The 15,398-nt window shown below is 33.7% G+C and carries 17 protein-coding genes; 12 read left to right on the forward strand and 5 right to left on the reverse strand.

Features of this window, described 5'->3' with window-relative positions; all coding sequences use genetic code 11:
• Positions 1-77: 77 nt before the first annotated feature.
• The 7 genes from hbs to CPG45_RS16845 all read left to right on the forward strand — a co-directional run bounded on the left by hbs (position 78) and on the right by CPG45_RS16845 (position 4,326).
• Positions 78-359, forward strand: a complete 282-nt coding sequence (gene hbs / locus CPG45_RS08635) for a non-specific DNA-binding protein Hbs (RefSeq protein WP_096231529.1) — start codon at positions 78-80, stop codon at positions 357-359.
• A gap of 11 nt (positions 360-370) precedes the next feature.
• On the forward strand, positions 371-742 hold the full coding sequence (locus tag CPG45_RS08640; protein WP_096231530.1) for a hypothetical protein: 372 nt from the start codon (positions 371-373) through the stop codon (positions 740-742).
• Between the two features lie 380 nt (positions 743-1,122).
• Entirely contained in the window at positions 1,123-2,619 is a 1,497-nt protein-coding gene (locus tag CPG45_RS08645) for a TROVE domain-containing protein (protein WP_096231531.1), read from the forward strand.
• A gap of 337 nt (positions 2,620-2,956) precedes the next feature.
• Positions 2,957-3,244, forward strand: a complete 288-nt coding sequence (locus CPG45_RS08650; protein WP_096231532.1) for a hypothetical protein — start codon at positions 2,957-2,959, stop codon at positions 3,242-3,244.
• Positions 3,228-3,761, forward strand: coding sequence for a sigma-70 family RNA polymerase sigma factor (locus tag CPG45_RS08655; protein WP_096231533.1), 534 nt, complete (start codon positions 3,228-3,230; stop codon positions 3,759-3,761). The genes CPG45_RS08650 and CPG45_RS08655 overlap by 17 nt, the downstream gene beginning before the upstream one ends.
• A gap of 92 nt (positions 3,762-3,853) precedes the next feature.
• On the forward strand, positions 3,854-4,108 hold the full coding sequence (locus tag CPG45_RS08660) for a hypothetical protein (RefSeq protein WP_096231534.1): 255 nt from the start codon (positions 3,854-3,856) through the stop codon (positions 4,106-4,108).
• Positions 4,109-4,170: 62 nt separating this feature from the next.
• On the forward strand, positions 4,171-4,326 hold the full coding sequence (locus CPG45_RS16845; protein ID WP_157732370.1) for a hypothetical protein: 156 nt from the start codon (positions 4,171-4,173) through the stop codon (positions 4,324-4,326).
• Between the two features lie 51 nt (positions 4,327-4,377).
• On the opposite strand, the gene CPG45_RS08665 is transcribed toward CPG45_RS16845, so the two are convergent.
• The 5 genes from CPG45_RS08665 to CPG45_RS08685 all read right to left on the reverse strand — a co-directional run bounded on the left by CPG45_RS08665 (position 4,378) and on the right by CPG45_RS08685 (position 8,733).
• Positions 4,378-5,187, reverse strand: a complete 810-nt coding sequence (locus CPG45_RS08665; RefSeq protein ID WP_096231535.1) for a hypothetical protein — start codon at positions 5,185-5,187, stop codon at positions 4,378-4,380.
• A 93-nt stretch (positions 5,188-5,280) separates the two neighbouring features.
• Positions 5,281-6,381, reverse strand: a complete 1,101-nt coding sequence (locus CPG45_RS08670) for a homing endonuclease associated repeat-containing protein (RefSeq protein WP_096231536.1) — start codon at positions 6,379-6,381, stop codon at positions 5,281-5,283.
• A 3-nt stretch (positions 6,382-6,384) separates the two neighbouring features.
• A complete protein-coding gene (locus CPG45_RS08675; RefSeq protein WP_096231537.1) occupies positions 6,385-7,830 on the reverse strand; it encodes a hypothetical protein in 1,446 nt (481 codons plus the stop codon).
• 15 nt (positions 7,831-7,845) lie between these two features.
• The gene (locus CPG45_RS08680; protein ID WP_096231538.1) at positions 7,846-8,241 is read right to left on the reverse strand and encodes a hypothetical protein; all 396 of its coding nucleotides are present in this window, start codon (positions 8,239-8,241) and stop codon (positions 7,846-7,848) included.
• 39 nt (positions 8,242-8,280) lie between these two features.
• Positions 8,281-8,733: a hypothetical protein gene (locus tag CPG45_RS08685; RefSeq protein WP_096231539.1), complete on the reverse strand. Its 453-nt coding sequence runs from the start codon at positions 8,731-8,733 to the stop codon at positions 8,281-8,283.
• A gap of 182 nt (positions 8,734-8,915) precedes the next feature.
• Here CPG45_RS08685 and CPG45_RS08690 point away from each other — a divergent pair, with 182 nt between their 5' ends.
• From CPG45_RS08690 to CPG45_RS08710, 5 genes are all read left to right on the forward strand, one after another.
• Positions 8,916-10,916: a VirD4-like conjugal transfer protein, CD1115 family gene (locus CPG45_RS08690; RefSeq protein ID WP_096231540.1), complete on the forward strand. Its 2,001-nt coding sequence runs from the start codon at positions 8,916-8,918 to the stop codon at positions 10,914-10,916.
• Between the two features lie 88 nt (positions 10,917-11,004).
• Entirely contained in the window at positions 11,005-12,321 is a 1,317-nt protein-coding gene (locus CPG45_RS08695) for a DNA modification methylase (RefSeq protein ID WP_172856525.1), read from the forward strand.
• On the forward strand, positions 12,318-12,683 hold the full coding sequence (locus CPG45_RS08700) for a hypothetical protein (protein WP_096231542.1): 366 nt from the start codon (positions 12,318-12,320) through the stop codon (positions 12,681-12,683). Before CPG45_RS08695 ends, CPG45_RS08700 begins: the two co-directional genes overlap by 4 nt.
• Positions 12,684-12,751: 68 nt before the next feature.
• The gene (locus CPG45_RS08705; RefSeq protein ID WP_096231543.1) at positions 12,752-14,062 is read left to right on the forward strand and encodes a ParB N-terminal domain-containing protein; all 1,311 of its coding nucleotides are present in this window, start codon (positions 12,752-12,754) and stop codon (positions 14,060-14,062) included.
• A 4-nt stretch (positions 14,063-14,066) separates the two neighbouring features.
• Positions 14,067-15,308 (forward strand): tRNA nucleotidyltransferase/poly(A) polymerase-related protein, encoded by a 1,242-nt coding sequence (locus CPG45_RS08710; RefSeq protein WP_096231544.1) that lies wholly within the window; start codon positions 14,067-14,069, stop codon positions 15,306-15,308.
• The last annotated feature ends 90 nt before the right edge of the window (positions 15,309-15,398 follow it).

The following is a 15,398-nucleotide window of genomic DNA, read 5'->3' on the forward strand; positions in this document are numbered from 1 at the left end:
TACGTCAAAACACTTGTAAAAGGCTTAAAATCAGGCTATAATAAAGCAAGACCAAAAACATTAAGGAGGCGTTTTTTATGAACAAAAGTGAATTAGTCAGCAAAATAGCCGAAAAATCAGGCTTAACCAAAAAAGATTCTGAAAAGGCATTAGACGCTTTTGTAGAAAGCATTATGGAAGCGTTGCAAAATGGCGACAAGGTACAACTAGTAGGTTTTGGTACGTTTGAGATCCGTAACAGGGCAAAGAGAAAAGGCAGGAATCCGCAGACAGGAGAAGAAATAACAATACCAGCAACAAAAGCACCTGCGTTTAAAGCAGGTACAGAACTAAAAAAAGCAGTGTCAGGAAATAATTAAGGAGAAGTGGTATGGCAATAAAAAAATTTACAGTCAACACAAGGATTGACTATAGCACGTTAATTAAACTGCAAAATCAGTGCCGAGAAATGCACACAACACCATCATCTTTCTTAAGAGATCTTTTAGAAAAATCTGTAGATGGGGGAAATATATGTACTACTGAAAAAATTTATAAGACTTACAACGAAACTTCAAACATTTTTTATGACAGAAACAATATTTATGTAATAGGCAATGTATCTATTGAAGAAGATATAATAAAAGACAAAATTAATAAGTATGTTAATCAACACAATTATGATGTTATTAATGTTATTTATACGGAAAATGCAAATGTTATAAATATTGAGAGAAAAAACGAGAAAAATAAACAAAATTAAATATAATATCAAATAATCAATTATAACAATGAATTATTGTGTAAAATCACATATTATGAGCGTATACAAAGTAAACAATACATGCTATAATAAACATGTAAGACAAAGATGAGGCGCATTAAGGGGTTACTTCGTATACTTTTGGATGTATATTATTAGTACCTCTTAAAAATTTTCCTCATTTGATATTTTACATATGCACGAGGCGTTAGGACGGGATACTTCGCTTGTTAAGCCGGGAATCGCAGGTTCGAATCCTGCCCGCAGGAAATCCTGCGGTAGCCAAGAGGTAAGGCACCGTTATGTACCTGTCCGCTTCATTCCTCGTATTCCATGTAAAATAGAAATGCGCCTCCAAAGATAAAAAGGAGGTTATTTTTATGTCAAGAGCAAAAGAATTATTTTCAGTAAAAATGGCAGACACAACAAATAGAGAAGGTTATCCAGCTTATACTAGATCACTGGAAGAACAATATGTACAGACATTGCTCACAAACACTATCGGAAACACATTTTATGCCGATAGTAATACATTGTTGAGTGAAGCTAATGCATTGCACGATCAGATGTTAGAAAAAAATCCAAACTTTGTTGCAAAGGCATTAATCTTTGCACGCAACAGAGGATTGATGAGATTGCAGCCTATATTTGGACTTGCAAAGTTATCTTCTGTATCACCAGAATTGTTTTCGAAGATTTTCACTAATGTAATACTTATTCCTTCTGACTTGCAAGACTTTATGATGATATTAGAAGGACAAGGCAGAGGACAGGGAGGACGTGCTGTAAAGCGACAAGTATCAAAGTTCCTTAACTCTGTTTCTGAATACTGGGCAATTAAATACAATGGGCATGGTCGTGGATACAGTCTTGGCGATATTGTAAAGACAGCACATCCAAAGCCTATTTCTGATAAGCAAAAAGCTATATTTGCATATCTTGTCGGCAAGGAATATGACAAGATGCAAGTACCGCAAATATCAGCTTATGAAGCTTTAAAGAAAACGACAGATACAAAAGAACAGATCTCTCTTATACAAGAAGGCAGACTTCCACATGAGGTGGTAACAGGTGTTATAAAGCCTGATAAAGAAATCTGGAACGCTATTCTCCATCAAATGCCAATATTTGCTTTGTTGAGAAATTTGAACACGTTAGACAGAGCAGGAGTACTTGATGAAAACAGAGAATATATAACGTCTGTTCTAAACGATCCAGAAAGACTTGCAAAATCCAAAATATTGCCATTTAGGTTCGTCACTGCCTTTTATCAGGTGAAAAAGGCATGGATAAAAGACGCATTAAGACAGGCAGTGGAACTCACATTTGATAACTTGCCTGATATTCCTGGGAAAACAGCAGTGTTTTTAGACGTGTCAGAATCAATGGATGGTGATTATTTACGAACAGGTTCAGTATTCGCACTTGCTCTTTATAAGAAAACAAATGGCAATGGCATATTCTGGACGTTTGATACAAGAGTATATGATCCACAACCTTCCATGTACGACTCAATTTTAACGCAAGCTGAAAGGATAGAGGCTAGAGGAGGCACAGACACAGGTGCACCAGTGGAAAAATTAAGAAAAGATAATGTCTATGTAGATAACATAATAATTATCACAGACGAACAGCAAAACACTGGTTCACCATTCTACAAGGAATTAGAAAAGTACCGTCGCTCAATCAATCCAAACACAAAAGCCTTTGTCATAGACATTGCACCATATCGTTCTTCAATGGTTCCGCCAACTGACAAAAATACTCATTATATCTACGGTTGGTCTGAAACAGTGCTTGAGTATATTGCAATGTCAATCAAAGGTTATGGTAGCATGATCGAGGATATTGGTCAAATAGAAATAGGACAGGCATAATACCTGTCCACAATTTTTTTAAAATTGTATTGACAAAAACAAAAAATGTGCTAGAATAAAATCAAGTTAAGTTTTTTAGTCTACCTATAAGGGATTGAAACATTTTTAAAAAATCACTAAAAATTACAAAAAATATTTTTTAGTCTACCTTTTAAGGTTTTTAAAAAATTTTTAGTCTACCTATAAGGGTGAAATAAGCCTTGCTTGTCCAATAGGATAATGCAAGGCTTATTTCTTGTTTGCAGATATATTGCGCATATCTGTCGGCAAATTTTTCCAACAAAAGGCTTGCACTTCCATATTGTATTTGTGAGCCTTTTTGTTGGAGGTGATAGCCTTGAGTGATTTTTTCACCTATGCTACATTAGGCACATTGGCAGGAACAATAACAGCAACGACGTTAATAGTACAATTTATAAAAGATTTAAAACCATTTAAGCAAATACCAACAAGACTTTTGGTCTTAATTGTATCATTCACAATCATTTTAATAACATCTTTAATAACAAAACAATTTTCTATAAAAAACATTCCCTTGTATCTTATAAACTCACTATTAGCAACAACATCAGCAATTGGAAGCTGGCATAGCATAACTGACATAAAAAATGGAAAACAAACTTAGAGACCTTATCCAAAAAGCACAAGAAGGCAATAAAGATGCCTTGTTGATGCTAATAGAACAATTTATGCCACTTATAAACAAGTATAAAAGAAAACTGAATTGTGACGGATCAGAAACGGATTTATTAATCAAATTTATTGAAATCGCAAAAAGCGAAAAAACGGTAAGTATAACAACTGAAAAACAATTAATCAAATATATAGAAACATGTATAAAAAACGAATATATAAGGCTGTCAAAAAATCAAAACAAAATGCAAAAAAGCGAATTATTAATATTGGATGATGATATGCCAGACAAGAGAGATGTCTATGATGAAATAAACATAAAAACAACTATTAGGCAAGCATTAAACCAATTGACGTCGTTGCAGAGAGAAATAATAATACGATCGGTTATTAATAACGAAAAAGAAAAGGACATTGCAAGTGACTTGAATATTTCTCAACAGGCAGTAAGCAAGGCAAAAAACAAGGCTTTAGAAAAAATGAAAAAATTTTTTAATGGGAGGTTGTAAAATTGATATAAAAACACTCTTTAATATATAGAGGGATAAGTTGGCCGATAAAATCCTTCTGAAAAAAACTAATGAAAGAAAGTGAGGTGAAAATGAATATGTGGAAAATAACAATTGATTTATATTCTGATAGATATAAAGAAGGTGTTTTGCATCTTTGGATTTATTCTTCAACATTAGGAAAATATATTGAAAAATATAATTGCCCTTGTCTAGGCAGAGGAGTAACTTTACCAAGCTCTCCTGATAGTTGGAGATATATTAATGGTAACACTCCTACTGGAACTTGGGATGCTGTTGTTGATTCAATCGGCGATACCGAGAATATGGACCTAATCCAAGGATAGCTTTATCGTCTATAAGCGGTAATGCTTATATTGCTGAACATACTTATGGAAGAAGTGGTTTCATGATTCACGGCGGTAGAGCTGATTATGAACCTCCATTATATCAGACAGATGGATGTATAAGGGTATATGATAATGATGAAAAATCCTTGGTTAGCTTAATTAACAGCAATGGTGGTGGTCATGGAGTAGTAATAATAAGTGAAGATTTGGGTTAAAAAAGGGGAATAGGACTAACAAAATCTTTCAATAGTCCTATTCCTTTTTTTTTACGATTTATAGTAGTTAAAATTAAATATTTTGTTTTTATCCAGTGAAATAATGTTAATTGTGTTTTTTCCCCATTGTATCATTGAATTTTGCATCGTTATATCTTTCTCTGAGATTTCACCTACCGTATTTATATTATGAGTTTTTATTTCATAAAGCTTCAAAGAGTGACTTCCATTAGGACCATTTATTTCTGCTGACGGCAAAAAGGCAAACTCATCTTCATTATTGGGGTTAAATGAAATTCTCATCATGCTTTCTTTTTTTGATTCGTCATACCATAGTATGTTGCTTTTATTTGTGTCAGTATCAACAATGACACTAATTGGAACGTCTTGAGAAAATTCCAAAACAATATATTTTCCTGACGGAGAAGCAGTTATATAGTCAATGCCATTGAACAAATCGTACTTTAACGCATATGAAGTTAAATCAATAGTCTTTATGACATTATCCTTTGCATAGTTAAGTTTTATATAACTTTTATTACCGTCATAACTTTCTTTTAAATCACCATTTTCAACAAATAAGAGTTGATTCACCCAAACGGATACATGATCACCGTTATATGTAATAAACTGTGGAATATTTGTGCTGATATGTGGTGCGTTTAAATTTTTAGCAGTTACAATATTGGAATTTTGAGTTATATATGAATTTTTGTTTGTATTTAAATTCTTATTAGTTTTGACATTTTCACTAACTGTCTTGTTATGTTTATTTGAATTTGCATTATTGTTTTTAATATTAGTTCCGCACCCGCTTAAGAACAAAGTTAAAATCAATAAACCTACAAAAAATTTTCTCAATGTATAACAACCTCCTCTAAAAGAACTTTTAACGATATTATATAAAAAATACATAAGAAAAGTAAAGCAAATTAAGAAAAATTAAGAAAAATTTTAAGTTTGACTTAAAAAATTAATAAATTTTTTAAGTTCTTCTAACGCTTTGTTCCACGTCCTAAAATGCTTAATAATAGTTTTGTATGAAGGCTTAAAATGTCTGCTATTGTACTCATTAATGCTCGGCAAATGCCCGAAATATTGGTAAGCCTCATTAAGTCCATTAATACAATCATTTTTCGTATATTTGGTTCGGTCATTACAAGGTATATTTAAAGTTTTTTTAATCCTTGTAATGCCACCATGACGACCAATTTGAGATATTGTTACACCATGTTCAACCATTAGCTTTGCATTTAGCGTACTATAAGCTTCATAAATTTTTTTCGCAATGTCTAAAATTTCTTCATCAGAAAGACCTTTATGCACTTCTGAATTAGGCTTAAAACCAGCTTTTTTTAAAGCATTGTTCCAAGAACCAAAAACCTTTTTATAAATATAAGTTGTAGAATAAAGGCTGTTTTTTGCCAAACGATCCATTTCAAGCGTAGATGGAACATGTCCCAAAAGTTCAGCAATTTCTTTAAGTTCGTCAATTAGCTTATCTTCAGACATATTTTTACGAAAAGAATATATAAAAATATATCCATGTTTCTTAAGCAAATTAGCAGCAGACATGCCAAAATGTTCTATATATGTAGTAGGGCTAGGAAGTCCGTACTTAGAAAATTCAAGCCTTTTAGGTACACGTCCTAACATCTTGCAAACTTCAATTAACCTGTCTAACATTTCATCGTCAGATAAAGACTTAAAAGAAGCTCTGACAGGCACTTTTGCAGTCTTAAGAGTATTTGCCCAGGTGCCCCAGCGGTTTCTGAAAAGTTTTGAATCTCCAAATTGCTTAATAAAATCAGACACATGCGGAGAACGTCCATTGGTTTTATAAAAATTCTGAATCCAGCCTAGTATATCAGCATCAGAATAAAAACGCCGATTTACAGGCAAACCAGCCTTAATTAAAGCATTATTAAAGCTGCCAAAATGTTTTCTATAGGCATCATAGCTGTACTTTTTTAAATCTCTTTTTACAGGTGGCCTGCCAAGTTCTGCATAAAGCTCTTTCAAATATTCAATAAGTTCCTCGTCAGAATATTTCATAGCCTACACCTGCCTTTTGATTTCTTCTAATGCAAGTTCCTTGTTGAGTTTGGAAATATATCCGACTTTAATGTTTCTTTTACGTACTTCATTAATAACCTTATAATAAAGCGCATGGCTTAAAAAATTAGGAAAGAAAAACACAATATCAATATTATCCAAAACTTTTATATCAAAATTTTCAGAATTAATAAAAGTAAAATTAGGCAAACTTTTTTTAAGTTCTTTTTGCCACATTTCGTAACCGCCTACTATAAGACCTTTGATAGATGAAAAATCAGTATCCTCTGCAGAATTAGAATAGGCTTCTTTTGTGTCCAGTAAAAACATAAATTCACGTAGTGCATTAAGCTCTTTGTCCTTTTGATGTTCCTCATCAAGCTGCATTTTAAGATCCTCAACAGTTTTGTTAAGCATCTTGATTTCTTGCATATATTTGTTTTCCAGTGTTTTTTTATGATCCGCAAGAGTTTGAGAAAGTTCATTGATTTTATTTTTAAGCATATTGTTTTCGGATTTAAGTTTTTCTATTTCCTCGTCACGTCTCTCCATTTCGAGAAACATAGTCTCTTGATTATGCTCAAAAAAATACGTTTTAACCTGTTTATATGCTTTAAGCAGACACTTTATAATTGTTCCTGACACAAAATGTTTAGTTGCACTTTCCACATTCATGTCTTTAAAAATAGCATAGTACAATGTAAAAATTTCAATAATATCTTTTTTACTGATATCATTTTCAAAAAAAAGAGCATCCATGCTTAACTTCTCAGAATCAAATAAAAAGGACACAAAATCTATTTCACGTCTTACAATATCAGCTTTGCTGTCAAAAAGCTGCTTGTACGTAGATATTTCTCCAATTTTAAAATAAATTTGTTTTCTTAAATCCACAGCATGATTTTTTATTTCATCAGGTAGTTTGTCGAAAGAATATGAAGTTGGTTCTAAACCAAGGTAATGTTTTTCACGCTGCAACAAGTTCTTTTCAAGAACACTAAGTCCTTCATTTATAACAAATTTTTTATTAAAATTTATTGTAAGAAAATATAAAACAGTAAGTTCTGAATTAAAAATATCAATATGCATATTATCAATTTCTGATCTTAAATTAAATATGTACTGTTCAATATCAATATTATCATGTTTCTCAACATAAGAAAAAGCACGTGGCCATCCTTTTTTTATGATTCGCAGGAACTTCTGAAAAAGATCAATGTCATTAACCGCACACAAAATTATACCAAGTGCTTTTTTTGCATAAACCTCACGATAAATATCACCTTCTTTCACGATAAAGTTATTATACCACTCTGATTCCTTTGCTTTTTTATAAAACCTGTATTTGTCCGATTCATACAGCATATCAATATCTTTTCTGATTGTTCGTTTTGTACTTAATGCTTCAGTCAAAAATGGCAAAATATTAATACGTATCTCCTGGTCCATTTTAAAAAACACCTCTTAATTCTTACTCCAAAATTCTTCTGCAATCTTGCAGACAGCATAACACTCAAATTCAGACAAAGCATTAAGTTTGCTTAAAAAAGCATCCATATCAACATTCCATTTTTCAGAAAGCCTGTCAAATCTGTCAGCATCTTCAACTTTAGCTATAAGAAGTGTTTTAAAGGACAACTCTGGCAATAAAATAGTGCCATTAAACGCATCATAAATATAATTAAATTCATTTTCTGTAAAAACATGCAAAACTTCTTTTTTAACTCTGTCAAGCATGGCAAAATAAGCACGAAGAATTTCATTGAATTTGCCTGACATGCTTTTTTCTCTTGAAACAAAATTATTGATACGTTCTATCATTACGTCATCAAGCGTAATAGAAAATTTTTCACGTGGCATAAAAACATCTCCTTTTAATTTCTATTATAAAACCAGGCATTAAGCCTGGTTTGCATACTTTAAAAGCTCTTTTTCAGTATCTTCTGTTAAGTTTTTTAAATACTCTACAAGTCCTTTTATGTAGTCCGCTATGTTACGGCTTACATAAAGGACTTCATCACGAGACATGTAACTTACACGTGAGCTGAAGTCTCCGTGCAGATACTGCTGAGTACCTATATCGCCGTAGGAAAAGGGCAATATAGAAAATCTGTCATCATCATCTAATACGATCCTCCAGAAACCTCCAAGCCTGGAAGAGACATATGCAATTCTTATGCCTTTATAAATAAACTTTTTTGCAAACTTTAAAGCGTCGTTGTCTTTTAAAATATCAACAATACCGTTACTGATACTGTCAAGGTTCTCAATTAACGTTGAAGTAACTCTTTTATGTTCCTGACATGCTTTTTCAAGTGAACTTACAATTTCCTTAAACATTTTGCTTTCCATGATAAACTCCTTTCGTTTCCTGCAATACTTATATTCGCCTTGCAGGTGGCGATGATCTTTTACAATTGTATTATACTCTCATTATACGCACTTGTCAATATAAAATGCGTATAAAATATCAAACAGGCTTAAATGCCTGCTTTTTTTATGTGCAAAAATTAAAAAAAAGGAGTTGGATATTGATGGATTTTAAAAACAAAGTAATATTAGGCTTTATAGGTGCTATAACATACCTGTTAGCAAGCGTGTGGCTTTTAATGCCACTAGTTAAACTTTATCAACTTGCAGTGAATTTAAATCAAAATGTCAATTCAAAAGTGGATTTTTCAGTGATAAAGCAAATGTATCTGAATCCGTTTTTGGATTTTAAATCGCTGCTAGATCCAATCATGTTTAAGGGGTATCTTGTTGCGTTGATGCTGTTGACTTTGGCGATAGTATTTCTGATAATTGCAGCAAAAAACAGTGCAATAAACGATGAAGGTGTAAAATATCTCAAAGATAATGGTACACACGGTACAGCAAACTGGATGACAGAAGGAGAAGCAAAAAAAGTATTAGGCATAGGTACAAATGAAGGCTTGATATTAGGCAGAATAAATGGCAGAACAGTAACGCTTCCAAAAAAGACGTACTTCAATAGAAACGTAGCAGTATTCGGCGCACCTGGCAGCATGAAATCAAGGTCATACGTAAGGACTAATATATTGCAGCTTGCAAAAGAAGGACAGAGCATAGTAGTAACAGATCCAAAAGGCGAATTGTTTAACGACATGGCACAGTTTTTAAGAGACATGGGATATAACGTAAAAATATTCAATCTTGTAAGCATGATACACTCTGACAGATGGAATCCAGTAGACGTGATACAGGACGATATAGACGCACAGACATTTGCCGAAGTAGTTATATCAAACACAAAGATAGCAGGTTCAAAATCAGGAGATCCGTTCTGGGATAGGGCAGAGCAGAATCTTTTAAAGGCACTTGTATTGTACGTAGCAACAGAATATTCAGGACGTGAAAGAAATCTGGCAAGTGTCTATTCGCTTCTGGCAAGTTCAGATCCAAAACAGATAGACATGATCTTTAAAGGACTTCCTAACGGGCATCCAGCAAAAATGCCATATAACATTTATGCACAGGCTAATGACACAATCCGTACAGGCGTTGTAATAGGACTTGGAACAAGGCTTCAGGTGTTTCAAAACAGGCTTGTACAAAGACTTACTGAAGAAAGTGACATAGACCTTGAACTGCCTGGTAAAGATAAGTGTGCATACTTCTGTGTATCCAGTGATATGGACTCAACATTCGACTTTTTGGCAGGACTTTTCTTCTCGTTTTTGTTTATAAAACTTATAAGGTACGCTGACATGAACGGAGGACATTGTGATCCTAACGTTTATTTCCTGCTTGATGAATTTCCTAATATAGGTGCAATACCAGACTTTACAAAAAAGATAAGTACAATGCGTTCAAGAGGTATACATTCAAGCGTAATATTTCAGAACATAGCACAGTTAAAAAACAGGTATCCAAATGATGCATGGCAGGAAATTATAGGCAACTGTGACACAAGACTGTTTTTAGGCTGTACAGATACAGCAACGGCAGAATTTGTGTCTGCCTTGTTAGGACAGGCAACAGTACAGTCGCAGTCAATAAGAAAAAAAGCAGGTTTTGAAGGTATGTTTGACTTCGGAGACGTGTCAATAAGCACACAAAAACGTGCCTTGTTAAATCCTGATGAAATATTAAGGCTTGAACCTATGAGTGCGCTTTTAATACTACGTGGACAAAAACCGTTTAAGGTTGAGAAAATGGACTATACAAAACACCCGTTATCAAAACAGATAAAGCCTATTCCGATAAGTGAATACAATCCTGAATGGGTACAGCAGGAAGGCGGAGATTACAGTCCCGTATGGGACATTAGAGTTAAAGAAAGGCTTTTAAAGAGCAAAGAAAAACCTGATAAAAAATCTAAAACAGAACCTGATATAAAACGTGAAAAGGAAACAGATCCTGAACAACTCACCTTCTATATTAGTAATGAACCTATTGCAAAAGAGGTAAAAGAACTTGACGAGATCGTAAAAGAAACAAATATAGAGCCTGAAACGAACCATGAGACAGAACCTAAACAAAAACCTAAAAGAAAAAAGAAAAGCGTGTGGTAGGTATGCGCATACCTTAAACTGTGCATAAGCGGGCATTAAGCCTGCTTTTTTTATGCCTGAAAAAATTTTGAGAAAGGAGTTTTTAAATATGGAACTTATAATTTTGGATGAAATTAAAAAACAATTATTCCCTCTGCAAAAGGAAGAAATGGAACTATTAGAAGAAAGTATTTTAAAAGAAGGCATAAGAGAACCGCTTATTGTTTGGAATAATAATGACAAACAAATATTGGTAGACGGACATAACAGGTACGAAATTGCACAAAAACATAATTTAAGTTTCACAACCATAACAAAAGACTTTGCCGACATAGACGAAGCAATTGACTGGATCAACAGAAATCAATTAGGCAGAAGAAATCTGACAGACGAACAAAGAAAATATTTGATAGGCAAACTCTACAATCAGCAAAAAGAAAAACATGGCGGAAACAGAGGGAACCAATATACTGGAAAAAATTCGGAAATGGCAAAGTATCAAATTGATACTTTGCCAAACACAGAAAATACCAAAAAAGAAACTGCTACAAAAATTTCTAAAGCTATAAAATATGCACCAATAACAATAAAAAGATGTGGTGATTTTGCCGAAGCAGTCGAAAAGGTCAGAGAAATTTCTCCGGTTGCAGCGCAAAAAATATTGCAAGGAGAAGTCAAAGACGCTGTCACCGCCTTGCCACAAATAGCCAAAAAAGAACCTGAAAAGTTGCCTGAAGTTGTCAAAAAAATAGAACAAGGAAGCCAAAAAGTTAAAGATGCAGTTAAAGAAATTAACAAACAAGAAGAAATCAAAAAAGCCGAAGTTGTAACACTTCCTCCAGCAGCGATTGATATAAGGCACGGCGATTTCAGGAACGTCTTAAAAAATATTGAGCAAGTAGACGCAATAATAACAGATCCACCGTATCCAAAAGAATTTCTCCCACTTTGGGAAGATTTGGGCAAGTTTGCGGCAGAAAAACTTAAAGAAGGCGGTTATCTTGTAGCGTATACAGGACAATTCCACTTGCCTGAAGTCTTTGCCTTGCTTTCTAAATATTTAGACTACGTGTGGACGTTTTGCCTATACCACGAAGGTCAAACACAAATAGTCAACGGAGTTAACGTTATATGCAGATGGAAGCCTGTCTTGATATTCCAAAAAGGCAAAACAAAATTCACAAAAACAATTCAGGACTATATTATATCAGAAGCACGTGAAAAAGACGGACATGACTGGCAACAAAGCATGTCAGGTGTAAAGAAGTTCATAGAGCTTTTCACAGACGTAAATGATACTGTATGTGATCCGTTCACTGGCAGTGGAACAACACCAAAAGCCTGCAAACAGTTAAAAAGGAAGTTTGTAGGCGCAGAGATAGATGAAGAAACATATAAAATAGCAATAGGACGTGTAGGTTCATGACACGTCCTGAAATAACACATAAAAGAGACCTGACGTTCAGCGGTTGGGTCCGTGAAAAGTTGCCTGACAGCAAAACAGGCTTTTGGGTAAGCGATATAGACTTTATTTTTTTCAATGGTAAGAAACGGACATTAATGCTTTTGGAGGTTAAACAACATAACAGCAGCTTGCGTCCATTCCAAAACAAGCTATTTGCCTTTCTAGATGGAATTATCAAAAAAGGTAAGCCAAAAAGTTTCACATACTTTGGTTTTTGCATATTAAAGTTTCAAGGTACTTGCTGGTATGATGGTAAGGCGTGGTTTAATGGAAAAGAAATAAGCGAAAAAGAATTTATAGACTTTATATACAAAAATTTCTAAACAGGCTTAAAAAACAAGCCTGTTATTTTTTTATATAAAAAATTTTTTTCGGAAAGGAGTTTTGCTTTATGGAAAATATTAGACAAACTGAAATGTTGGACGTTAATGTACTTAAACCGCACCCTTTGAACAAACTGTACTTTGACGACATAGAAGGACAGGCATGGCTGGACTTTTTGGAAAGCGTAGAAACAAGCGGAATAATAGAACCTTTAATTGTTACAAAAAGCTATAAACCTGAACATCTTAAAGAAAATGAAACAGACCAAAACGTAGAAATAACAGAACTGACTGAAGAAGAATTAAAAAACTGCTATGTGGTTGTAGCAGGACATCAGAGATTAAGAGCAGCAAAAGAATTAGGTTTAACTAAAGTGCCATGCGAAGTGCATGAGTACGTAGATAAAGACGGTATTACTGCAAATGATTGGATTTTAAAGGAATTAATTGAAACGAATTTAAGGCAGCGTGGCAAAGGCAATCTTAATGATATGAAATCAGCGAAATGTTTACTGAAGCTTTATGAAATTTATGGAATTAGGAGAGGTAGACCAAATACAAATAATAACAATAATGGCATAGAAAAACACGACATAATGTCGCAATTTAATGATAAAAAATATCAAAATTATTTAGCTGATTTGTTAGGTATTTCTGTAAGACAATTACAACGCTTGTATAGGCTTAATAACCTAATTCCAGAACTCCAACAGCTTGTAGAAGAAAAGAAACTGACAACAACAGAAGCGATGCAGCTTGCACTGTTAGATGAAGAAGTACAAAGCAAACTCTATTATGCTCTTGGCGATGACATAAACAAAATGACAGCAGAACAAATAAAAGAAATTAAAGAAGAAGCTGAACGAGACCAGCAGGCACTTTTAAATAAAATAAACGATCTTGAAAAGGCATATAAAGCAAAAGAACTTGAATTAAAAAACAAGGAAAATGAAATAAGCCAGAAAGAAAACTTAATCAAGCAGTATGAAGCAGCAATAGAGCTTAACAAAAAGAAATTAAAAGAACTTGAAAATAAAACTGTTGAAAAAGTTGAAGTAGTACCTGACAGCATAAAACAGGAACTTGAAAGACTTAAAAAAGCACAGATTGAGTCTGAAGAAAGATTTAAAGAAACGTATAATGAACTTTTAAGTTTGAAGCGTGAGTATGAAAAACTTAAAAACAGCAAGATTGAAATCAAAGACAATAGAAAAATAAAAGATGTTATAAAAATTCTTGATGAAGTGCATTTAAAGCTTATGGAAATCAATCCTGAGGACATAAAAGAATGTGATCCTGAAACTTTAGAAAATTTCAAAATAGTCCTTTCAAATGTTAGTGAAACAATGGAGAACATTTTGATGCTTGAAATGAGGTGAGCATGTGGAAGTACTGCAAAAAATACTTGACGCAGGAGGAAAACTGTATCAGGTTGGCGGTTGTGTTCGTGACAACCTAATGGGCATAAAACCACATGATATAGACTATTGCATAACAGGACTTACAGTAAAAAAAGTTTTGGAATTGTTTCCTGATGCAGAGATAACAGGCAAAGACTTTCCTGTGTTCAGAATCAATGGTGACGAATATGCTCTAGCACGCTCTGAAAAGAAAAATGGTGTCGGATATAAAGGCTTCGAAATATATACGTCTCCTGACATAACAATAGAAGAAGATCTTGCAAGACGTGATCTAACTATAAATGCAATGGCAAGAGATATGGAAACAGGCAGAATAATAGACCCGTATGGAGGACAAAAAGACTTAAAAAAAGGCATAATAAGAGCAACAACCAAAGCCTTTGCTGAAGATCCGTTGAGAGTATACCGTGCTGCAAGATTTTCAGCAAAATATAACTTTTATATAGAAACAGATACAATGAAAATGATGCATGAGCTTAAAGACGAACTTAAGACACTACCTACCGAAAGAGTTTTTGAGGAAACAAGAAAAGCACTTAACACAGACACACCATCAAGATATTTCAGATCATTAGCACAGGCAGAAGTTTTGGATGTGCATTTTAAAGAACTTAATGATTTGCGTGGTATACCGCAGCCTGAAAAATACCATCCTGAAGGAGATGCCTTTGAGCATACAATGCTCGTGTTAGACAGAATGGCAAAAGAAACAAAAAGTGAGGAATTAAGATTTTCAGCGTTGGTACATGATCTTGGAAAAGCAACAACTCCAAAAGAAATTCTTCCTCACCATTTTGGTCACGACAAACGTGGTCCCGAACTTGTGAAAAGTTTTTGTGAGCGTATAAAAGCACCAAAGACATGGGAGAAATGTGGTATCGCTGCTGCGGAATATCACATGCAAGGACAGCGTTTCATGGAAATGCGTCCAGGCAAAAAAGTCACTTTTCTTGAAAATATAGATAAAACACCTCTTAAGGCAGATGGGATTGCAAAAATAATAGACGTAGATACGTCACATAAAGCAAAAACAAAATATATCAAAAAATATTCAGAAAAAATGTTTTCTGAAATAAACGGGAAAACAGTAAGAATCAATGCAAAAGGACCAGCATTTGCTGAAAAGCTGCATGAAATGCGTGTACAATGGATAGCAAAAATGGTACAGTCAGAAACAGTACTGCAATGCTACAAAAACAACTAAGGTATGCGCATACCTTTTTCTGTGGATAAGACAGGTTTAACGCCTGTCTTTTTTTATGTCTAAAAAAATTTTGTAAAGGAGAGATGAACA

The sequence above is a fragment of the Thermoanaerobacterium sp. RBIITD genome, from assembly GCF_900205865.1.
Taxonomy (GTDB): domain Bacteria; phylum Bacillota; class Thermoanaerobacteria; order Thermoanaerobacterales; family Thermoanaerobacteraceae; genus Thermoanaerobacterium.